Here is a 21,206-nt window from a genome sequence, read left to right on the forward strand (position 1 = left end):
TAGATGCCTCAAAAAGTCAGTACATCCTCAATCTCTTTCATTTTGTTTATATTGAAATAATCGAAATGTATCTTTACAGCAAAATAGTATATTTTAAACATTAATATTCTCAAAAAAGTCTGTACATATAATTTTGTAAATATTTGTGTAATAGGTATATATATTTTTTGAAACTTCAAAAAGTCTGTATGTTTCTAATCTCTTTCATCTTTTATGGATATGAAATCTTTGCATAAAAGCAGGCATGTTTTAGATTGCCGGTGTCTGATATTGTTTTTGATATATCCGGAAAATCACTGGTTTTATGATGTTAATCGATCAATATGTAATAATTATTTAATTCAATCATTTGTGATAATGAATATCAAAAAAACAGCGTGCCGATATTTTGAATCTGACACGCTGTGATAAATCAATCATTTATTGATTAAAAGTTGAACAGATGCGATTTTAAATTTATCATAGTCTTTTGATAATCATATTCTGTTGCAAAATATTCTTTCATTGCGTTTTGATAATATTCCACCTCAAGGAGGTATTCTACCAAACTCATCTCACCTGCATCAAAAGATTTTTTCAACAGTTCTTGACTATCATACTGTTTCACTATGTAGGATATGTTTTGCAGATTTTCCTGCAGCATGACAGCTTGTTGATATAACGTAAACAGACTGTTATACATGCTGTTGTTATTGTTTATTATCATGCTTTCCGATGCTTCTGCCTGTGTTTTTGCCTGTTGTACAGTCTTTTTGTTATGCCAGAAAGGCAAAGATAAACCAACCACTACGCCATTGAAGCTGTTGCCGTCTTCATTTTCGTAGGCATAGCCGACTTTGAATTTTGGTATCCATTCAGAACGACATAATTTAACGTTCTGTTTATCAGCTTCATTGTTTAATCGAAGATAAACAAAAGACGGATTATTGGCTTGCACCGTACTGTACCATTGTCCGAAATCAGAGGGTAATACTACATTGTCATAATCTTCATAGGTGAAACTAATGTCTTTGCCACCATTAAGTGTTTTCAATTCTCCGAGAATATATTTTCTCTCTATACGTGTTTGAGACAATGCCGTCTTGCAATTCATCAGATTGATTTGAGCTTTGTTATAATCCAATACGTTAACTTCGCCCGCTTCAAGACTTTTATTGAAGCCGTCAGCAATGTTTTCAGCGTTATCAAGACATTGTTGATAGAAGTCGAGCATCTTTTTGTTATAGATAAGATCGAGACATAACTGTTGCACCTGATACATGATTTCATAATGTTGCATTTCGAGTTCAGCATCTATGATAGTATTATTTATCTTTCTGATTTTCTTTTTATTACTATAAACTGTAGGAAACTCTATTTCTTGCACGAGATTCAATTCCATACCATTGCCTGCTTCTCCTACACCCCATTTATATGCACCTTCCAACTCCGGATTTTCGACGAAAGACCTTGCATTATTGGCAGCTTTCATTGCATCATACTGTTTTGTCACGGATGACAGCACTGTGCTGTTTGTTTCTATTTGGTCTAATACCGATTGATATGCATTTTGTGCATACAAGATATTGACAGCCAATAATAATACTAAAACAAAACTATATTTCTTCATGGTTTTTCAGTTTTTCATATTCTTTTTATGTACCATTTCATATACTACCGGTATGACATAGATGTTAAGTAATGTCGAAGTCAACAAGCCGCCGAGTACGACGACAGCCATTGGGCTTTGTATCTCATTGCCAGATTTGTCACCATTCAACACCAATGGAATAAGTGCCAATGCCGATGTTAAAGCTGTCATTAATATCGGGGGCAGACGGTCTTTGGAGCCCTCTATTATGGAAGACCTTAATGTGCCACCGTGATGTTCTATGGTCTGATAACGAGATATAAGCAATATTCCGTTACGTGTGGCAATGCCGAACAGGGTGATGAAACCTATTATAGAAGGTATGCTTATCACTTTTGACGAGAAATAAATGGCGAGGACTCCGCCTATAAGAGCAAGAGGCAGATTCAGCAATGTTATTGCCGACAGTGTCACATCTTTGAACTCACCGTAAAGAAGCATGAATACAATGAACAGTGCTATTATGGACATTCCTGCCAATACACGAGAAGCGTCTTTGGCACTTTGGAACTGTCCTCCGTATTCGATACGGTATCCCTCTTCGAGTTTGATGTTGTCATTTACCCTTTCTTTTATATCATTCACAACACTCATGACATCACGGCCAGACACGTTGGCAGATACCACTATCTTGCGTTGTACGTTCTCTCTACTGATGGCATTAGGTCCGCCTACTGAAACTATTTCTGCAATTTCTTCAAGTGGTACCACACCGCCGTCACCTGTACTTATCAAAGCTGATTTTACGGCTTCTATGCTTTCGGTATATTGAGGTGCGAGACGTAATACAAGGTCGAAACTACGTTGTCCTTCATATATCTCGGACAGTTTTTCTCCTGCAAACGCCAATTCGATGAAACTGTTGAACTCTTCCATGCTGATGCCATAGCGTGCCAGCATGTTGCGATTGGCTCTTATTTGTAATTCAGGTGTTTCCGTCTGTTGTTCCACGCTGACATCTACAAGACCTTCTATGTCTGATATTTCATTTTTCACCTCGTTGGCAGTGATGAAAAGCCGGCTGAGGTCTGTGCCGAAGATTTTGATGGCTATGGCAGCTCTGGTACCTGTCAGCATGTGGTCTATGCGGTGGCCGAGAGGTTGCCCTACAGTAGAGGCGATGCCCGGTACAGAGGCAAGACGTTCTCTTACTTCTGCAAGAAATTCCTCTTGTGAACGCTCTCCAAGAGTATAGTTGACATCTATCTCAGCACCGTTTGTCGATTGGGAATGTTCATCTAACTCTCCTCGTCCTGTTCGGCGTGCTGTACTGTTGACCTCCGGTATCGCGAGTAACTCACGTTCAATGATTTTACCAAGTTCATGACTTTCATGTACCGAGATGCCGGGTTTACTGACTGCCGCTATCGTCAACGAGCCTTCGTTGAAATCAGGCAAGAAACTCTGTCCCATGGTGAAAAAAAGACATAAGGTTATGACAAATGCCGTAAAAGTGGTGAAAAGTATCCCTTTTTTGTGGTTTAATGCCCATTCCAAAGATTTATTGTAAGCTTTCAGCAAATTGCGTGTTACCCAACTTTCCTTTTTCTGACGCTCTAAATATTTGTCATTGGACAACATCATCTTGCACATAAGAGGTGTTATTGTCATTGCCACTACCAATGACATAAGCAAAGCTATGATGTAACTTATTCCCAATGGTTTAAGCATTCTGCCTTCCATACCAACGAGGAAGAACATAGGTGTGAACGCCACAATAGTTATCAAAGTAGCGTTGATGATGGATGTTCTTATCTCGCTTGAGCCGTGAAACACTACATTGAAGACACTGTCTCGTTCATCTCTTGGTTTTAAATAATTCTGTCTCAGTCGTTTATAAACATTTTCCACGTCTATGATAGCATCATCGACCAAAGAACCAATAGCTATGCACATACCTCCCAATGTCATGGTGTTGATATTCATTCCCAAGATATGAAGCACTATCAATGTACCGAGCAGAGACAGAGGTATTGCTATGACTGAGATGACAGTTGTACGGAAACTGCCGAGGAACAGAAACAATATTATTATCACGAATATGGCACCTTCTATCAGGGCACGAGCCACGTTGCTTACCGAAGCTTCTATGAAATCAGCCTGACGAAATATGCGGGTGTCCATTTTGACATCGGGTGGGAGGGACTTCTGTATCTCGGCAAGATTGTGTTCTATGTTTCTTGTCACCTCCAAAGTGTTGATATTAGGTTGTTTTGATATTGACAATATGACGGCATCTTCAGCATTATGCGAAGCGTATCCCATTTTTATTGCGCTGCCGACCACCACTTCGGCGACGTCGGACAATACGACAGGCATTCCGTCTGTTGTTTTGATATATGTTGAACCCAGTTCATCAAGATCGTTGGTTCTTGCCATGCCACGCAATGCATATTCATTGCCGAAGTCGCGTACCACTCCACCGACAGAATTTATGCTCAACGACTTGCCTACAGCTTCTATGTCAGCCATCGTTACGCCGTAAACATTCATTTTTACAGGGTCAACGAGTATCTGATATTGTTTCAGATCTCCTCCTATGATAGTCACCTGCGACACACCTCCTGTAGCAAGAATAGAAGGCTTCACCACCCATTCCGCCAAGGTGCGCAATTCCATCATCGAGGTGCTGTCTGCCTGTAATCCGACAAATAATATTTCACCCATCACTGAAGATTGCGGCGCCAACACCGGAGTGACGCCTTCAGGCAAAGTCTCTGCTAAGTTGACCATCTTCTCACTTACAATCTGACGAGCCTTGAATACGTCCATGCCCCAATCGAATTCTATCCATACGAAAGAATAACCCATCATGGAAGAGGAACGCACTCTGCGGACATCGGTGGCTCCGTTCATGGCTGTTTCTATGGGAAATGTCACTAATCTTTCTACTTCTTCTGCTGCCATGCGGTGGGCGTCAGTCATGACGACGACGGTTGGTGCGGTGACGTCGGGAAAGACATCTATGTCCATCTGTCGAGACGAGATATATCCTCCCACAACCAATAACAAGGCTCCAACAAGGACGAGTAACTTGTTCTCAAGCGAAAATTTTATTATCTTGTTTAACATGATCCCTCCTTTTAATGAACATGACCTGCATGTGGGTCGAGTTTACCGGACCCTTGTGCTAACTTGATAAAGATTGCTCCCTTGGTAACTATTGTCTCTCCGTTATCCACTCCTCTGATAATCTGTGTCTTTTCTGCATCAGTGACACCCCTTACAACAGGTCTTTTTTCATAAAGGTCGTGTCCTGTCTGTACGAAGACGAAGTGACTGCCCATCTCTTCCACTATTGCGCTGTTAGGCACCATCACACCTTCTTCATCTCCTACTGTTTTTATATAAAGATCAACAAAGGCACCTGGAATAAAAGTGCCGTTATTTTCTATTTCAAAAGTAACCGGGATAAGAGGATTGCCTGTACCTGTGGATTTTCCGTATGAAAGTAGCCTTCCGGAAAGGTCTTCAAGACTATAAACCTTGTCATCGTTGATATTTTTGATGTTGGCTGATACGATGTCTTTCAACACAGAATAATATTTTGGTTGCAGGTCGGCTTTTATATACACTTTACTGTTGTCCGCCACTGTCATGATAAGTTGTCCTGCTTCGACATAATCGCCGTTTTTTATGGCAATGTTTTTAACATAACCTGTCAATGGCGATTTGGTTACTTGTTTGCCATCAGGGAAGTTTTCCGACATATTACGGTATTCTTTCTCAGCCTTGATATAAGATGCCAATGCTTCCTGAAGGTCTTTTTGCGATACTATACGTTCGTCTGCCAATTCTTTCTTTCTTTCATAATCGGCTTTGGCACGTTCATATTCAGCCATGATTTCCTGTTTACGTACTTCTAAGCTGCCTTCAGCCATGTTGTTGTTGTCAATAGAAAAAATCATCTGTCCTTTTTTTATATCGCTACCTTCGACCAAACTCATATCGCTTAATTCTACCACACCATTGGTGGCAGCCGTTATTCTTATCTCGTTGTCTTGTGTCGGCAATATTTGGGCTGAAGTTCTTATTATCTGATATACAGGCTCAATGACAGCTTTTGTCACTTCAAAATTTATTTTGCTTTTCTGTTCACTTGTGAAAATGACCATGTTGCTTTCAAGTTCTTCATTATTTATAACATCATGGCTGTGGTTATCATCATAAGATAGATGTTCGTGTTCACAATCGGCATCGTGTTGATGTTCATGATTTGTATCATGCTGGTGGTTGTGGTCTTCGGTATTGGCATGACTGTGATTGTGTTCATCATGGTTATCATGGGAATGACTTCCGCAGGAAATCAAACTGATGACTATAGCTGTAATTACAAAAAATTTTTTAATCATATTTTTTCTTTGATTATTAAATACTTATTATTGGAATTGAGAATGCACAAATAACACAAGGATTATTAATCCAAGGATTGTGCATATAATAAATTAGAATGGTGCAATAAGTCAGCAGACAGGAGGGGCTCGCATCCCGAACATATCCACGACAACAGTTTCATCATAGAAGAAACACCATTGTCGATATTGAAATTTATTTCCGTTGTCACATGAAACAATATCATTGATAGAAGTCGGGATGCAACAACAGAAATCGGGAATATCCAAGTCTAAATGGAAATCAAGTTCGACATTGTCTTTTGGGAAGAAGAAGTCATCTACAACACATAATCCTGAATGAGAGGAGTGATTGTCGGCACAGTTGCAAGGTATGTCGTTACAGTTGTGTTTATAATGATGACAACATTGATTTTCAGATGATATCAAAAGACAAATCTCTTTGTAGTTATGGCAGTGATGAGGTATTATGGCATGAGCCAACAAAACTGTGCATGCCAATAAAAGACAAATTTTTGAAACAAAACTTCTCATCACGTCGATTTTGTGCAAAGGTATGATATTTTTCATTTTATGCAAAGATAAAACTCATTATTTTTCTATATTTGAACAATATTGCAATCAGGTTGCAATGTGTAAAAGAATAATGGTTACTTTTGCAGCACGAAACTATAAGACATGGATTTACTGTCGTTGATTTGTATAAGCATAGCTCTTTCCATGGATGCTTTTTCTGTTTCTATATGCAAAGGGTTGGCTGCGAGGAAATTTTCATTGAGGACTGCGTTATCATGTGGATTGTGGTTTGGATTTTTTCAAGCCTTGATGCCGTTGATAGGTTATTTTTTCGGAGTACAATTTGAACATTTTATCAGGAGTATTGACCATTGGATTGCGTTTATACTTTTGTTGTTGTTGGGTTCCAACATGATTCGTGAAGCTTTTGTCGGCGATGACAGAGAGGAAAAGGCTTCAGGAATAAAAACCATGCCTTTGCTTGCCATTGCTACCAGCATAGATGCTCTTGCTGTTGGAATCTCGTTTGCTTTTTTAAAGGTAAATATATGGAAGTCAGTGTTGCTTATAGGTATAACGACGTTTATTTTTTCTTTCGTCGGTGTAAGGATTGGCAATGTTTTCGGGGCCAGATACAGCAAAGTTGCTGAGATAATTGGCGGAGTGATACTTATATTGATAGGGACCAAGATACTTCTTGAACATCTTGAAATAATAGCTTTTTAATGTTTTTACATGTTGATATTAGAAATAATCGTAAGTGTGTTTTGTTATTGTTGATAGTCGAGATTTATTATTTTCATTTGTTGTTTTAAGATTATAAAAGATGATATTTTAATGAAAAAACAAAAAAATATTTGTCTTTTAGAAAAAAATAGTATCTTTGCAGACCAAAATATCGGTTCGGGATGTAGCGCAGCCCGGTAGCGCGCTTCGTTCGGGACGAAGAGGCCGCAAGTTCGAATCTTGTCATCCCGACAATGTCAAGGTACCATGGCCGAGGGGCTAGGCAGAGGTCTGCAAAACCTTTTACGGCGGTTCGAATCCGTCTGGTACCTCAAAAATATGGTAGTCAATCAATTGTTGATCATTTGATTGACTTTTTTTGTTGTAATATTATTTTCCGATCTTGTAAAAATTAAAATAATGAAAAAACTATTAATTAGCCATCATGATAATAACCACATTGACTGGCTGTAAAGAAATGCCTATGAACACTGAATTTAAATCCTTCGATGTACAGAAAGACTTTGCTGATAACGGATTCACTTTTTTCCAGAAAAATCCGATATTAAAATAGGAATATATTAGAAATAAGCTACTTATGAGCTTTTCTCATAGAACTAGGTAATGACTTGGCAACGGTCACAAATTCTGCGACTTGCGGTATGTTTCTGTCAAACAACTCTTAGTTTGTTTACAAAATTAGTACTTTCTTTTGAAAAACGAGCAATGTACCAAATAAAATTTTGTAACTTTGTGCCTGTCAGACAAAAGAATGCGAATATGAACCGAATAAAAGAGGCATTGGAGTCTAAAGGCATTGGTCAAACAGAACTGGCAAATAGGCTTGGAAAACTTTCAACATGGTCAATCTGTATGCCACTAATAAGGTGCAACCTCCTATTCCTGTACTGTATCGGATTGCAGACATCTTGAAAATAGATGTACGTGAGCTTCTTATTCCCAACAAACTTGATATAAAGTAATAAATGAATGCCTTTATTGAATAAACTATGCATAATATAATTTGTTTTGAAACGGAATGGTTATATAACAGCCACAAGGGTAATCAGTTCAATCTTGAAACCAAGTTGCTTTTGGATTGTTTGAGAAATTTCTACAAATGTGATATAATACATAGACACATTTTGTATAGAGAAGATTTACAATATTATATGGACTATTTTACTACCAAACGTAAATTCGCCAAATTCGATAAATATGATATCATTTATTTTGCATGTCATGGAAGGAATCATACTATATCATTTGAAGGAGAGAATGATGGGATTGATTTGATGGAACTTGCTGCCATGAACAAAAATTTTTTCTCCAGTAAGATTGTTCATTTCAGTTCATGTCGGACATTGACTAACGAAAAAGTTGCGTTAGAATTTAAAAAGCAAACAGGGGCAAAATTAGTGACAGGTTACAGTTCATCTGTTGATGCAATGAGGTCGGCAATAGCGGATATGGCATATTTCAATGAGCTTATGCACATCAAGAATGTAGGCGTTATTCTCAATGATACCAGTAAATTTTGTAAGACTTACAAATCTCTATTAGAAGAACTTAAATTTACCAGAATATGACTTTATTTGAACATCTGTCAAACTTCAAGCGTCATTCTTCTGAAGAGAAATTGACAGCGGCATTTGAGAAATTGGCACCTCATTTCATATATGGAGGCTATATTAAGGTGAATGATGCGTATAGAGTATACATTCGTACCATTGAATTTTACTACCATGATGAGAGCGACAAACCGGATGCAATCAAAGACCCAATCATGTATCACAGGAATCATACAAAAAAAGAAATAGAAGGACCTTACGAGGAACCTTATTTGCCGCTTATGTCGATTTACATGCACAGCTCTGGATATGACATCACTTTTGAGAATGAAGAACAAGAATACAGGGCTTCGGCACTGATTCGTGAATATTCGATATATGATGTTGAGCAAAAAGAGTTTCTCCGCCTGACTTCTAAAGGAATGTTTTGTGATGAACGAGTTCTATATTTGAAATATTATCTTAACGGCTTCTCGCTAAACGGCAAGCCCGGTATCGTATGGGTCGATGATGAACACTTCCCACAATCTAATCTTTTGCAAAATGCGAGAAAAGGAGTGTATATTATAAAAGACGGCAAGAAAACAACAGAAAAAGACAAACGGCAATGGAGCTTTAAACTCAATGAAGATATATGGTTACCGACCGATTGACTGATATTGTGTATTTCTCGGAATGGGCATTGAAGGACTTTCCTGTGCCCATAAATAATATCTGCAAGTTATTGGACAAGTATGGGATTAAATATGGCTTCCTGCGCCATACCAAAGATTATTGGTGCAGGGACTATATGCCCATACAAGTTAATGAAACCAAATTTGTACAATACGCTTATGCTCCTGACTATTTGCAGAACGAGAAAGATAGGAGGTATATAACCGACCCGACAGCCGTTTTGCATGACCTGAACACTCCGACCGTCAAAACAAATTTGATAATAGATGGCGGTAACATTATCAAGTGCCCCGACAAAGTGATAATGACTGAAAAGGTGTTTTGTGAGAACAAAAACATCCCGCGTAACAAGGTAATTGCCATACTTGAACAGTTGTTTGAATGTAGCATTGTCTTTCTGCCATGGGATAAATCAGAAACATACGGTCATGCAGATGGCATTGTCCGTTGGGTTAACGGAAATACAGTATTACTGACTGCTTACGAAATGTCCCGCTACTTTGCGAACAAGTTTCTCAAAGAGTTGGAACGGGACTTTGATGTCATAGTCATGAAATACTCCACTCGCCCACGGAACAGGGGACATTCTTGGGCATACATCAATTTTCTTCAGACAAAGAATGTTATCATAGTGCCTGTATTCAATATAAAGGAAGATGAACAGGCTTTACAGCAAATTGAGGCGGCATTTCCAGACTATCAAGGTCGTATCGAACCAGTTGATATCTCAAATATAATCAGTCATGGAGGGGGTCTCAACTGTATCTCATGGAACATAAAACAACCCTCATAAATTCATCGAACATACATTCAATGACAATCTCTAAAAAATAGGAAATCGACCAACGGAAGGATCGTAAGTCTGTTTTAGGCATACCAAAACACAAACTTGCTATCCTCCTATTATCATTGTTTATAATCCTATGCCCTTGCCTCTCCTGAGCGGCTCAACAGTCCTTCTGATGGACGAAAACAGCCTGTCAAACTGCTCCTTGAACCATTCGCCAATCGGTTGCCCGTTGATGGCAAGTGCAAGTTTAGACCTGTCTTTCGGGTCTTTCACCACTTGGAATCCCGCCCTTTCGGTCTTGAACTTCCGCTTGTGTTCCTCCGAATAGAGTTCGCCCTCGTAGAATAGCGGCTTGCCGCTGATAAGCGTGGCGGTCTGCCGCTCGTTGAAGCCGACTTTCAGGCAGAACTTCTCCATGTACACCAGCTCTTGGAACAGAGGAAACCATTTCTTGGCTTTCTGGATGATGGATTTCAGGAATGACACTTCCTTTTGGTGCTCCGCTTCCTTGTACGACATCTTCCGGCGGTACTTAGCTTGCAGTTCCATCAGTTGCCATTGGTGTTCCTCCCGCTGCCTCTCAATCTGTTGCTGCAACAGTTCTATGCTTTCGTCACGGGCGGCAACCTCGCCTTGCAGGGTGCGGTTGTCGGCTTCCAGTTCTTTCAGCTTTCCGCTGCCCATAAGAGAACCGACCTTTGCCATGAGTGCCGCTTTCGCCTCGGTCTTGGCGGCTTCCAGCTTCTCCGACCTGATTTCTTTCCGTACTTCGTCAAGCTGTTGTTCCGCCTGTTTCTGTTCGGTCTGCAACTGCCTCACGTTGGCTTCAAGCTCTCCCGTCTGCCGTTTCATGTCACGGTAGTATTGGGCTGTAGTGGTGTGCCGTGCGTCCGAGCCACGGACACCACGCTGCAAGCCGTATTTCGCCATTGCTGCGGCATAGCTGTCATGGTAGGCGACAAGCCTTTCACGGGTCAGGAGGTCATCGGCGCATAGGCGCACGGCGTTGGCTTTCTTGCGGTAAGTGCGCTTGCCTTCTGCTTGCTTTTTCCTTGCTTTTCTGCGCTCGCCCGTCACTATCGGCACGACCGTTGCGTGGATGTGCGGCGTATGTTCGTCCATGTGCAGCACCGCCGATACGGTGTTCTCCTTGCCGAATGTGCGGTGCAACCATTGCAGGTTGTCATCGCACCATTCGCCAAGCCTTCCCTCGTCCTGCATTTTAATCATGTCCTCATGCGTACCCGAAAGCACGATGCGGATTGCCCGTACTTGGTCGGGCGTTATCTTCCGCCTGATGCCCGCCGTGCGGATGCGGTGGCTTATCGCTCCGGTGCGGTCTGCCACGCCGTCGGGGAATTGCACCAGCTCACGGTTGAGATGGGTGCGTGTCGGGTCTGCGTTCTTGGGTGTGGTCTTGCGTTCTATGTGGTCGGATGCGCCCGTGTCAGCCGACCCTTTCGCCTTGTTGATTTGGATGCTGATATATCCCATGTTCATTTCTTGTTTTTAGAGGTTATGCAAACTTGTTTGTCGGTGTCCGCCTGCCTGCGGTCATAGCCGCACGGGGCAAGCGGGGGTGTCCAGAGGGGTGCAATCCCGCTGGCTCATTGGGGCGTTTTTAGCATTAGCGTCAGTGGTGCGTGAAGAAAACGCCCTAATGAGCTATGGCTTTTTGTCCCCCAAAAGCCTGCGGTGGTGTCGGCGGTGATGTCGGCGGACATTGGTTGCCTTTTTCTTTTTGCCACGATGTAGGCTTTTCCTTGTCGGTCGGCAGACCGGAAGTCCGTCCGACCAGCCTGCGGATGGCAGTGTTCACCTCTATTGCTTTCCCTACGGACTTGTTGAGGAGTGAAAATCCGATGAATTGATGATTGGACATCCTAACACATTGACATACATTGCAATATCCTTTCATCGGCGTTTCATCAAACCGCTCGCCAAAAGAAAAATGATGTGTGGGGCTGCATCCGCTTTCTCTTTTCATCAGCCAAATCCTTTTGTTGAGGGTTCGATGAGGATGTAAACCGCTGTCATTCTTTATGTTTATATATACTTTCATCATTTCATCAAAATATCAGAGTGTTTCCAACTGTTCCTTGCTTACCGTGTAATAGCGTCCAATCCTCCTGACGGGTGAGTAACGGCATTCACGGTTGTAGTCGTATTGGTAGGTCGTGTAGGAAAGCGAGTTGGATGCAGGAGCCAGCTTCCAGCATTCCTGCACCACTTTCCGAACCTGCGACTTCTCCACCTTGACTTGCGAGCAGACGAGCAACGGGATGATGTCATTGAGGCAAAAAGAAACAGAACTGACACCTGTGCTTGCCATGATGTCAAGCAGCAGTTCCGCCATCTCTATCTCCAAACGATTGCGGTTGCTTCGGATAATCTTCCGCAGGGCATCCGTCTCCAGCCGCTTCGGGTTGAACCACATGCGGCTCTCCTTTTCGGTGGAGAGCTTACGACCAGCAAGGAAATGCTGGAAAGCTGGGATTTCGGCTTTCAGCTTTTGCAGGAAGTTAGTATCATCGCTTTTGAGCGGCATAATCTTCCGCACCCAATAGCGTGTCTCCCCGGCGTCAATGATGACGGGCAGGTGCTCGTTGTTGGAGCAAAGCACGAACTTGGCGAAGAAGCCTATCTCGTCACGGTCCTTGCCTTTCGCCTCCACCTTGTAGGAAAGCGTGGTGCTGAGGTTCTTCAGCCTTTCGCTGTCCTCACGGCGGTTGAGCAACACTTCATCCACCATGATGAGCAGCTTGCCCGCCCAATCGGAATTGAACTGGCTGCGGAAGTCCTCGTTGGTGTTGAACGTCACGTTGTTTTGGAAGATAGCTTTCAGGAAATTCAGGAACGTACTCTTGCCCGTGTTCCTCTCTTCGGACACGAGCAACAGGATGGGCAGCTTCTGGACGGGGTAAAGGTAGAGCAACTGCAAATAGTCCATGCCCAACTCGTACTGTTCGCCGAAGATGTGTTCCACCAACGAGCGGATGCAGGGGAAGTCGCCCTGCACGGGAACATGGTTTATCGGCTCGTAGAGGTTGAGGAACTTGCCGACTACGGGCTTGTATCCCACATGGTCGGGTACGGTACAGAAGCCGTCATACTTTGGGATGCCAGCCATATAATCCTTGCCGTAGTCCTGCCGCAAGGTCTCAGAGTTCCATGCGATGCGCTTCCTCACATAGCCGCCGTCAATGCGGGGCTGGTTCACAATCTTGTAGAGCGTTGTGCCTACTCGGATGAATTCTTCTTTTTCAGTCATTGGCTTTACTTGGTTTTAGTGCCGCCGACACCTTGTCGGCAAGTGGATTAAACATGGTTGCAAAGCTACGGCAGGACGGCTAAAACATTGATAAGTAAAACTATGCGAAACGGCGCAAAAGAAACCGATAAACAAGAAAATGTGGCGGAACGGGTAATGCCAGCCATTAAAAGGCGAAAAGAAAAAGCCCGAAGAAGCAAAATCGCACTTCTTCGGGCTGATGATGTTGTGTACCTGAACTGTTGTGCTGACGCACGACAATCTCTCTAACATTAACACGATGTCCTGTTGCTTAACGACAACCACAGGACTTGCCTTTCTTTTCGCAAGTACATCCTTTCTAAAAGGGCATTACGCACCCATGCGGCATCGGACGTGTTGATACGGAAAGCAAGTGCCACGACCATCGGCAGGGCATACACGTCCGCATAATAGCCGTTGGACATTTTGATGCGCCTTTCCGTCTCGCAAGGCTTCAACACTCCGCTTTTGTACACGGCTCGGATGGCGGCACGGAGTGTCGGGGCAATTGCACCGAACAGCGTTACCAATTCCATTTCGTTCATCCACAAATTGGCGGCATCGGACGGCACGGCAACCCTGCCATACTCGTCCATCATGATTGTTGTCCGTTCCATAGGCTTATATGGCGAAACGTCCGCTTACCTTGTTCTCAAAGGCGGATATGTCGTTTTCAAGTTTAGCGTTGGTCACCTTCGCGTAAATTTGCGTGGTGGTTATGTTCGTATGTCCCAAAATCTTGCTTACGCTCTCTATCGGCATACCGTAATTCAATGCCAAAACAGCGAATGAATGGCGGCTTAGATGGAATGAAACCGGCTTTTCTATCCCGCATTTCTTCGCCACAGCCTTGATACGCTTGTTCACCATGTCAAGCGAGCCGATATTGAAAAGCCGCTTGTCTCTTCTGAACGGCTCGTAACGCTTGATTATCTGCATCGGGATGTCCATCAGCTTGATTTGGAACGGCACACCCGTCTTTTGGCGTTTCGACACAATCCAAGATGCACCGTTTATTTCCACGATATTGTCGGTGGTCAAATTCTTTATGTCCGTGAACGAAATGCCAGTCCAGCACCCGAACAGGAACAAATCCCTCGCCAATGCGAAGTTGGGATTGTCCAGTTTGATTGCGCCCAATGCCCGCATCTCGTCCTCCGTGAGAAAGCCACGCTCCTTGTGGTCGGGGTCAACGTGGTACATCGCAAACGGGTTTCTCGGTATCTTGCCGTTGTAGTGCGCCGTGGTTACGATGTGTTTCAGCGGTATGGAGTATATCCACACGGACGATTGCGCCAGCCCCACTTCGTTGCGCAAGTACAGGCAGTAGTCACGGATGAAGTCCTCCGTCAGTTCGTTCATCGCCATGTCCGTCCGCTTGTACTGCCGCTTGATGAACTCCGCCACGTATTTGCGGACGGTCAGGTACTTTTGATACGTGCGCTTGGAGCGGTCTTTTCCCACCCGTTTGGCAAACGCCTCGTTTTCCTTGTCAAAGGCACGGAGCAGTGTCTCGTACTCCGTACCGATACCCTGATAGGCGTTGCGTACCATTTCAGCCGTGACAAACGCCTCACGGTCGGAAAGCCGCTGGTAGTGCTTCGTTATCTGCGCCTTGATGTTGTCAAGCGCATAGTTCACCGCCACCGCCTCTCGGCTCTTGCCTTTGGCATCCCACAAATCCTTGGAGATGCGCTGCTTGCAACTGAACTGCGCGATAGTCCCGTTGATTGTAACCCGTCCCATGATGGGGACAATTCCGTTTTTCTCCTTGCTTCCGTTTACATAGAAGACGGTCTTGAAAGTACTCCTCATAATCCTACTTTTGTTTGGTTCAAAATTAGTTTACGGGAGTTGTAAAGGCAGAATGTAAACCTACGCAGAACGCAGAAATAGAGACCGTTAGTGTTAAATGTGCATTCGGTGTCGGGTAATGGTTTGGAAGTGCATCTGCTGCTGCAATCTGCCTAAATCCGTTTTCCCGACCTTATGCCGTTCTGTGCCACTTAAAGCCAAACTCTCTGACCGTCAGTGAGAATACTCAAATTCGCTTATTTTTGCTCTTTATCCTATTCTTTTCACAAAAAAACTTATCCTTTGCTCGGGAGACACCACTGAGAGCAATGCTATGACAATTGGCTGGGGCAGTATTGGAAACTATATTGGCAGTGATCGCCCAACTGTGACTGTCTATGTTGCTCCTGCTCGTTACACATGGGAGTTTATGGAGCATCATCCACGATTTACGATTATGGAGTTTGAAGATCCGGAAGTTTGGAAATATATGGGCAGTAACAGTGGCAGGGATGGAGACAAGGCTGCTGCGATAGGACTTCATAAAACTTATACTGAAAAAGGCACACCATATTACATGGAGGCTAAATTAGTTATAGAGTGTGAGATAATGACATCGTGGCACCAGAATGAAAACGATTTTCGTAGCAGTATTCCTAAGGAATGGTATGCTGATTTCGATGCCGGTATTCACACAATTTATATAGGTGAGGTTATTGGTGCTTGGAAAAAATAATTACTTTTTAAAACAAATCTTCTATTCCAAGTTGGTAATTGCACATTTCTGTGTAACTGCTTTATGATAATTTGTTTGGGTTTTCATAGTAAGAAAAAGAATTTCTTATCTTGTGAATGTGTTGATTCTACGCCTTAAGCGAGAATCTTCTTCATTATCTTGAGAGGGAAACATCAATTGTGTATTTAATTTATGAAATTTGATAGTTAGCTCATTTCTATCTATTGATATGCTTACTTGTATTTGTTTTCATGTGCAAAATAAATGCTTGTAATGATTGGCAGATTTAGATAAAATGACACATTCTCATTGATTATACTATGATTTTTGTATTTTATTTGGATTGCATTATTTTTTTGGCTTTTAAAGGATTGTAAAATCATTTGTTCCGTATTTGTGTTGGATAAAACGCATCTTCTATGTGATTGATGATATGTTCTCCGTTATCATTTATTATTATAGAGATAATATCGAAACGCACCTCCATGTTTATGTCGAATCTATTGACATAATTCTCGGCGGCATAAACGAGATTACGTTGTTTGGTACGGTTTACTGAAACTTCCGGTTCAATAAGACAATTGCTGTGTCGGGTCTTTACTTCGATAATGACCAAAACATCTTTGTCTATTGCTATGATATCGATCTCTTTATGGTTTGAAATCCATTTAGAGTTCAATATTTTGTAATTTTTCTTTATTAAAAATTCTTTGGCTATGTTTTCGCCTGAGTTTCCGGTATCGGTGGTTGATGTCATTTTCATAAATATTGGTATGCAAAACTAATCATTCATCCATGATATGATATAAGGAATTGTTAACAGATGATGATAAATAAGAAGATGTAAAAAATTTTTTGTTTAAATCCTTACATCTTTAAGGGATATGTTAATTTTTTTATTTTTAATCTTATTTTTCCTCAGTCAAGGTCATATTGTCGTCTGTATTCAAGCGGTGTACAGCCGACTTGACGTTTAAACAATCTGCTAAAATGTTGAGGATACTGAAAACCAAGAGTATATGCTATCTCGCTTATGTTTTGGTTGCTTCCTATGATACGTTCTTTAGATATATTGATGATTTTATTTTGAATGTACTCCTGTGCTGTTTTTCCTGTTTCTTTTTTTACGAGGTCGCCAAAATAACCCGGTGATAAACAGCATTTTTCAGCGAAGTATCTTACTGTTGGGAATCCGTTGTGTAGTATTGTATCATCTTTGAAATAACTGTTCAGCTCTTGTTCGAATTGTTGTAAAATATCATTGTTGATTTTTTCCCTTGTGATGAACTGTCTGTCATAAAAGCGCATGCAATATTCTAACAATAATTCAATGTTGACACACAACAGTTCGCGGCTGTGTTTGTCAATAGGGTGTTCCAACTCTTGTTGTATTTTGTCGAAGCAGTCGATTATTATACATCTTTCCTGAAGAGAAAGATGTAATGCCTCATTTTGTTCGTATGAGAAAAAAGTATAATTGTCTATTTTTCTTCCCAATGAGGTGCCATAAATCAAATCCGGGTGAAACAATACGCCTAAGACATCCGGTTTTATTTCATCGATATCGCTGTCGTAGCCTATCAATTGTCCAGGTGCAAAACTGACTATACTACCTTCTTGGTAATCATAGTTGCGTCTGCCATATTTTAAGGTACAGTTGACACCTTGTTTTAAATACAGTGCATATATGCCATAATGCATCTTGACATGATTCACGACATTAGCGGCTTTTTTAAGGTCTATGACAGCAACGAGAGGATGTAACGTTTCCAACCCGTATAATGTATTATAGGCATCTATGCTGTTTAATTCTATTATTCCGTTATTATTCTTCATCATGATGCAAAAATATGTAAAAAAATTTTTTCTATGACCATATAAAGTGTAAATACGTAAAAATGGTTGTTTATTCCATAATGTATATACATTATCATCAATGTCCGGCAAAAGTTTTTAAGAAATGAAAGACAATAAAGAAGTACCCGGGATTGCACCGAGACATTTTGATACCGACAATTATTTCATAAAAGCAGATAGTTCTGTTTTCAATACAAAATATTTATTGCCAATTGGTTGCGTTAAATCAATCATTCGGCATCAATACTCACGAAACGCATGGCAGAACTGTCGAACAAGCCTTTGTCACTCAATTTCAACTGAGGTATTACAAGCAAAGCCATAAAGGACAATGTCATAAACGGGGCGTTGATATCACAACCGAGTTCTTTGGCTTTCTCATTTATCTTACGATATTTGGCTGCCACATCAAAACCGTTGTCTGCACTCATGATTCCGGCCACAGGCAGTTGAATTTCCACCGTATCGTCGTTAGAATATGCCACAATGCCACCTTTGGAATTTATGACAGTATTGACAGCAGCGGCAATGTCCTCATCGGTACATCCAACGACGACTATGTTATGACTGTCATGTGCCACACTCGATGCCAAGGCGCCTTTTTTCAAGCCAAAATTATGAACGAATGCCACTGCAGGTTTGGCTTTTGAATATCTGTTGACAACAGCTATCTTCAGTATGTCATGTTCCACATCACTGACAATATTGCCGTCAACAACTTTTGGAACAGCTACAAAACTATTAGTAACAATCTGATTTTTAACGATATCAATAACACGTATGTTTTTTCCGTGATACTCCACCTTGAAATCCTGAGGAGAAAAGCTGTCGATGTTAAAATTATTGATACAATACGGTTTGGAAGACGACAAGAGTGTTTTGCCGTTCTCAGCGACAAGGATGCCATTAATATAAGTCTGCAAAACATTGAAATCATTGAAGTTATCCACTATGATAAAATCTGCCGGGTCATTTTTTTGCAGCAACCCTACGGGGAGACGATAATGACGCACAGGATTAAGCGTTGCAGATTTTATTACATCCAATATATTGTATCCTAAGGCTATGGCACGTTTCACCATCAGGTTAATATGACCCTCCACGAGTTCATCAGGGTGTTTGTCGTCAGCACAAAACATCAGATTCTCGGGAGCAATATTCATAATAGGTATAAGGTCATCGAAATTATGTGCCGCGCTACCTTCACGTATTAATATTTTCATGCCATGATTCAGTTTTTCGAGAGCCTCGTCCTTGGTATAACACTCATGGTCTGTTGTTATACCGGCATTACAATAATGAGTCAAATCCGTGCCTCTCAAGCCTGGAGCATGACCATCTACGGGCTTACCTTTCTCGAGAGCTGCCTTTATCTTGGCACAGACTTCATCATCATCATTAATTACGGCAGGGAAGTTCATCATCTCACCAAGAAAGTAAATATCGTCCGACTGCAGTAGAGCACGTATTTCCTCAATGCCGAGTACTGCACCGGAAGTCTCAAAAGGAGTAGCCGGAACACAACTCGGGGCACCAAAAAAGAATTTATACGGTGACGATTTGCCATCTTCTATCATATACTTAACACCTTCCATGCCAAGAACATTAGCTATCTCATGGGGGTCGCATACAGCAGCCACACCTCCATTGACTACATCGATTTTAGCATATTCCGAAGGCACAAGCATGGAACTTTCGATATGAATATGGGCATCCACAAGACCCGGCATGATAAGCTGTTTCTCATCATGTTGTTCTTCCTTTACATCGACAATCTGTCCGTCATGTATATATATGGCACCGGAGAAAATTCTATCATTTACAACATCAACAATCTGTCCCTTTAATTCCAAAACATTAGCATCCATAATAAAACTGATTTTAGCATGACAAAGATACAATTTTTGTTTAATAGATATTAATAACAACAGCAAATAAACAATGATTCAACAAAATATCACAAGGAAAACAAATATTTTTCAACTTTTTTTATTTTATATTAAAAACAATATTTATTAACTTTGCGATAAATATATGTAAAATATGGGAGAATTGTTACCACTATATCCTGTTATCAAGTTACGTGCCGGGAAAGATGAAGTAGTAAGGCGATTTCATCCGTGGATATTTTCCGGTGCAATAGGCAAGGTGTCACAGCGTTTACAGGCCGGTGATATAGTTACAGTTACAGATTATAAAGATGAAATACTCGGTACTGGCTTTTGTGAGACCGGTAGTATAGCAGTAAAATTACTGAGTTTTGAAAATACATTAATAGACAGCAGTTTTTGGAAGACTCGTCTTGAGAAATGTTTAACAATGAGAGAATCATTAGGATTACTCAATAACAAACACACTAATTGTTACAGATTGGTACATTCTGAGGGAGACAATTTGCCGGGACTTATAATAGACATTTACGGCAACACTGCTGTCATACAGGCGCATACTGAAGGTATGGCACTTCATATCAATGAGATAGCTGAGACTCTGAAAAGTTTTGACAAGTTAAACATCACTTCTATCTATAACAAAAGTGCCAGTACCATGCATAGAATGGGTAAAGATGCCATTGATGACGGATACCTTTGGGGTGAAAGTGATGTGAATTATGTATTGGAAAATGATGCAAGATTCCTTGTGGACTGCGAAGAAGGTCAAAAGACAGGTTTTTTTCTCGACCAACGTAACAGCAGAAACCTTGTCGGTATGATATCAAAAGACAAAACTGTCTTGAACACTTTCTGTTATACAGGAGGATTTTCCGTAATGGCATTAAAAGGCGGCGCCAAGAAAGTCGTCTCCATCGACAGTTCCAAAAAAGCAATAGAAACATGTCAAAAAAATCTTGTCTTGAACGGTTTTTCTACAACTGACAATCCATGTGTCGTTGAAGATGCCAAGATGTTTTTGACTAATATGCCTGACAAACAGTATGATATAATAATATTAGACCCGCCTGCTTTTGCAAAGAATCATAAGTCATTGCATAATGGTCTTTTGGGATACAAATTCATCAACAAAGAAGCCATAAGTAAGATAAAACCCGGAGGATTGTTATTGACATTCAGTTGTTCACAGGCTGTTGACAAGATGCAGTTTCAAAGTGTAATATTGTCAGCGTCTATCGAGACAGGACGTAACGTCCGAATTATAAATCAACTGTCACAGCCGGAAGACCATCCAATCAATATTTATCATCCTGAAGGTAATTATCTCAAGGGTTTGGTTTTAATTATTGAGTAGTATTTACAAAAAAACAAGGTA

At 41.3% G+C, this 21,206-nt stretch carries 18 protein-coding genes, 2 tRNA genes and 1 pseudogene; 9 read left to right on the plus strand and 12 right to left on the minus strand.

The window, feature by feature from the left end; translation table 11 throughout:
- Nucleotides 1-427 precede the first annotated feature (427 nt).
- From ACZOVS_RS04200 to ACZOVS_RS04215, 4 genes are all read right to left on the minus strand, one after another.
- Nucleotides 428-1,609, minus strand: a complete 1,182-nt coding sequence (locus ACZOVS_RS04200; RefSeq protein WP_483995977.1) for a TolC family protein — start codon at nt 1,607-1,609, stop codon at nt 428-430.
- A 6-nt stretch (nt 1,610-1,615) separates the two neighbouring features.
- Nucleotides 1,616-4,702, minus strand: a complete 3,087-nt coding sequence (locus ACZOVS_RS04205) for an efflux RND transporter permease subunit (RefSeq protein WP_483995978.1) — start codon at nt 4,700-4,702, stop codon at nt 1,616-1,618.
- A gap of 11 nt (nt 4,703-4,713) precedes the next feature.
- A complete protein-coding gene (locus tag ACZOVS_RS04210) occupies nt 4,714-5,982 on the minus strand; it encodes an efflux RND transporter periplasmic adaptor subunit (protein ID WP_483995979.1) in 1,269 nt (422 codons plus the stop codon).
- 111 nt (nt 5,983-6,093) lie between these two features.
- Complete coding sequence (locus tag ACZOVS_RS04215) at nt 6,094-6,516, minus strand: hypothetical protein (RefSeq protein ID WP_483995980.1); 423 nt, start codon at nt 6,514-6,516, stop codon at nt 6,094-6,096.
- A 144-nt stretch (nt 6,517-6,660) separates the two neighbouring features.
- On the opposite strand from ACZOVS_RS04215, the gene ACZOVS_RS04220 reads away from it, so the two are divergent.
- The 7 genes and pseudogenes from ACZOVS_RS04220 to ACZOVS_RS04250 all read left to right on the plus strand — a co-directional run bounded on the left by ACZOVS_RS04220 (nt 6,661) and on the right by ACZOVS_RS04250 (nt 10,263).
- Nucleotides 6,661-7,224, plus strand: a complete 564-nt coding sequence (locus ACZOVS_RS04220) for a manganese efflux pump MntP (RefSeq protein ID WP_483995981.1) — start codon at nt 6,661-6,663, stop codon at nt 7,222-7,224.
- Between the two features lie 178 nt (nt 7,225-7,402).
- Nucleotides 7,403-7,476 (plus strand) — tRNA-Pro (locus ACZOVS_RS04225).
- Nucleotides 7,477-7,485: 9 nt separating this feature from the next.
- Nucleotides 7,486-7,556, plus strand: a tRNA-Cys gene (locus tag ACZOVS_RS04230).
- 448 nt (nt 7,557-8,004) lie between these two features.
- Nucleotides 8,005-8,207 (plus strand): annotated as a pseudogene (locus ACZOVS_RS04235) (helix-turn-helix domain-containing protein).
- A 27-nt stretch (nt 8,208-8,234) separates the two neighbouring features.
- Nucleotides 8,235-8,813 (plus strand): DUF6642 family protein, encoded by a 579-nt coding sequence (locus tag ACZOVS_RS04240; RefSeq protein ID WP_483995982.1) that lies wholly within the window; start codon nt 8,235-8,237, stop codon nt 8,811-8,813.
- Nucleotides 8,810-9,448: a hypothetical protein gene (locus ACZOVS_RS04245; protein WP_483995983.1), complete on the plus strand. Its 639-nt coding sequence runs from the start codon at nt 8,810-8,812 to the stop codon at nt 9,446-9,448. Before ACZOVS_RS04240 ends, ACZOVS_RS04245 begins: the two co-directional genes overlap by 4 nt.
- Entirely contained in the window at nt 9,430-10,263 is an 834-nt protein-coding gene (locus ACZOVS_RS04250; RefSeq protein ID WP_483995984.1) for an agmatine deiminase family protein, read from the plus strand. Before ACZOVS_RS04245 ends, ACZOVS_RS04250 begins: the two co-directional genes overlap by 19 nt.
- A 120-nt stretch (nt 10,264-10,383) precedes the next feature.
- Here the strand turns inward: ACZOVS_RS04250 and mobV are convergent, their stop codons facing one another.
- From mobV to ACZOVS_RS04275, 5 genes are all read right to left on the minus strand, one after another.
- Complete coding sequence (gene mobV / locus ACZOVS_RS04255; protein WP_483995985.1) at nt 10,384-11,754, minus strand: MobV family relaxase; 1,371 nt, start codon at nt 11,752-11,754, stop codon at nt 10,384-10,386.
- A gap of 163 nt (nt 11,755-11,917) precedes the next feature.
- Nucleotides 11,918-12,325, minus strand: a complete 408-nt coding sequence (locus ACZOVS_RS04260; protein WP_483995986.1) for a hypothetical protein — start codon at nt 12,323-12,325, stop codon at nt 11,918-11,920.
- A gap of 12 nt (nt 12,326-12,337) precedes the next feature.
- Nucleotides 12,338-13,531, minus strand: a complete 1,194-nt coding sequence (locus ACZOVS_RS04265; RefSeq protein WP_483995987.1) for a primase-helicase family protein — start codon at nt 13,529-13,531, stop codon at nt 12,338-12,340.
- A 272-nt stretch (nt 13,532-13,803) separates the two neighbouring features.
- Nucleotides 13,804-14,169 carry a hypothetical protein gene (locus ACZOVS_RS04270; RefSeq protein WP_483995988.1) on the minus strand — a complete coding sequence of 122 codons (366 nt, stop codon included), beginning with the start codon at nt 14,167-14,169 and terminating at the stop codon, nt 13,804-13,806.
- A gap of 4 nt (nt 14,170-14,173) precedes the next feature.
- Nucleotides 14,174-15,370, minus strand: a complete 1,197-nt coding sequence (locus tag ACZOVS_RS04275) for a site-specific integrase (protein ID WP_483996063.1) — start codon at nt 15,368-15,370, stop codon at nt 14,174-14,176.
- A 274-nt stretch (nt 15,371-15,644) separates the two neighbouring features.
- Between ACZOVS_RS04275 and ACZOVS_RS04280 the strand changes: the two genes are divergently transcribed.
- A complete protein-coding gene (locus tag ACZOVS_RS04280; RefSeq protein ID WP_483996064.1) occupies nt 15,645-16,082 on the plus strand; it encodes a flavin reductase family protein in 438 nt (145 codons plus the stop codon).
- 379 nt (nt 16,083-16,461) lie between these two features.
- Here the strand turns inward: ACZOVS_RS04280 and ACZOVS_RS04285 are convergent, their stop codons facing one another.
- From ACZOVS_RS04285 to ade, 3 genes are all read right to left on the minus strand, one after another.
- Nucleotides 16,462-16,845 (minus strand): YraN family protein, encoded by a 384-nt coding sequence (locus ACZOVS_RS04285; RefSeq protein ID WP_483995989.1) that lies wholly within the window; start codon nt 16,843-16,845, stop codon nt 16,462-16,464.
- A 155-nt stretch (nt 16,846-17,000) separates the two neighbouring features.
- Nucleotides 17,001-17,921, minus strand: coding sequence for a helix-turn-helix domain-containing protein (locus tag ACZOVS_RS04290; RefSeq protein WP_483995990.1), 921 nt, complete (start codon nt 17,919-17,921; stop codon nt 17,001-17,003).
- 248 nt (nt 17,922-18,169) lie between these two features.
- Complete coding sequence (ade, locus tag ACZOVS_RS04295) at nt 18,170-19,807, minus strand: adenine deaminase (protein ID WP_483995991.1); 1,638 nt, start codon at nt 19,805-19,807, stop codon at nt 18,170-18,172.
- A 175-nt stretch (nt 19,808-19,982) separates the two neighbouring features.
- Between ade and ACZOVS_RS04300 the strand changes: the two genes are divergently transcribed.
- Nucleotides 19,983-21,185: a class I SAM-dependent rRNA methyltransferase gene (locus tag ACZOVS_RS04300; protein WP_483995992.1), complete on the plus strand. Its 1,203-nt coding sequence runs from the start codon at nt 19,983-19,985 to the stop codon at nt 21,183-21,185.
- The last annotated feature ends 21 nt before the right edge of the window (nt 21,186-21,206 follow it).

The sequence above is a fragment of the Candidatus Limimorpha avicola genome (genome assembly GCF_056978975.1).

Excerpts from the sequence above, each read along its gene's own strand:
- ACZOVS_RS04270 (WP_483995988.1), bottom strand. The coding sequence starts at position 14,169 with ATGGAACGGACAACAATCATGATGGACGAGTATGGCAGGGTTGCCGTG.
- ACZOVS_RS04285 (WP_483995989.1), bottom strand. The coding sequence starts at position 16,845 with ATGAAAATGACATCAACCACCGATACCGGAAACTCAGGCGAAAACATA.
- ACZOVS_RS04210 (WP_483995979.1), bottom strand. The coding sequence starts at position 5,982 with ATGATTAAAAAATTTTTTGTAATTACAGCTATAGTCATCAGTTTGATT.
- ACZOVS_RS04220 (WP_483995981.1), top strand. The coding sequence starts at position 6,661 with ATGGATTTACTGTCGTTGATTTGTATAAGCATAGCTCTTTCCATGGAT.
- ACZOVS_RS04215 (WP_483995980.1), bottom strand. The coding sequence starts at position 6,516 with ATGAGAAGTTTTGTTTCAAAAATTTGTCTTTTATTGGCATGCACAGTT.
- ACZOVS_RS04240 (WP_483995982.1), top strand. The coding sequence starts at position 8,235 with ATGCATAATATAATTTGTTTTGAAACGGAATGGTTATATAACAGCCAC.
- ACZOVS_RS04200 (WP_483995977.1), bottom strand. The coding sequence starts at position 1,609 with ATGAAGAAATATAGTTTTGTTTTAGTATTATTATTGGCTGTCAATATC.
- ACZOVS_RS04265 (WP_483995987.1), bottom strand. The coding sequence starts at position 13,531 with ATGACTGAAAAAGAAGAATTCATCCGAGTAGGCACAACGCTCTACAAG.
- ACZOVS_RS04245 (WP_483995983.1), top strand. The coding sequence starts at position 8,810 with ATGACTTTATTTGAACATCTGTCAAACTTCAAGCGTCATTCTTCTGAA.
- ACZOVS_RS04250 (WP_483995984.1), top strand. The coding sequence starts at position 9,430 with ATGGTTACCGACCGATTGACTGATATTGTGTATTTCTCGGAATGGGCA.
- mobV (WP_483995985.1), bottom strand. The coding sequence starts at position 11,754 with ATGGGATATATCAGCATCCAAATCAACAAGGCGAAAGGGTCGGCTGAC.
- ACZOVS_RS04290 (WP_483995990.1), bottom strand. The coding sequence starts at position 17,921 with ATGATGAAGAATAATAACGGAATAATAGAATTAAACAGCATAGATGCC.
- ACZOVS_RS04300 (WP_483995992.1), top strand. The coding sequence starts at position 19,983 with ATGGGAGAATTGTTACCACTATATCCTGTTATCAAGTTACGTGCCGGG.
- ACZOVS_RS04260 (WP_483995986.1), bottom strand. The coding sequence starts at position 12,325 with ATGATGAAAGTATATATAAACATAAAGAATGACAGCGGTTTACATCCT.
- ade (WP_483995991.1), bottom strand. The coding sequence starts at position 19,807 with ATGGATGCTAATGTTTTGGAATTAAAGGGACAGATTGTTGATGTTGTA.
- ACZOVS_RS04205 (WP_483995978.1), bottom strand. The coding sequence starts at position 4,702 with ATGTTAAACAAGATAATAAAATTTTCGCTTGAGAACAAGTTACTCGTC.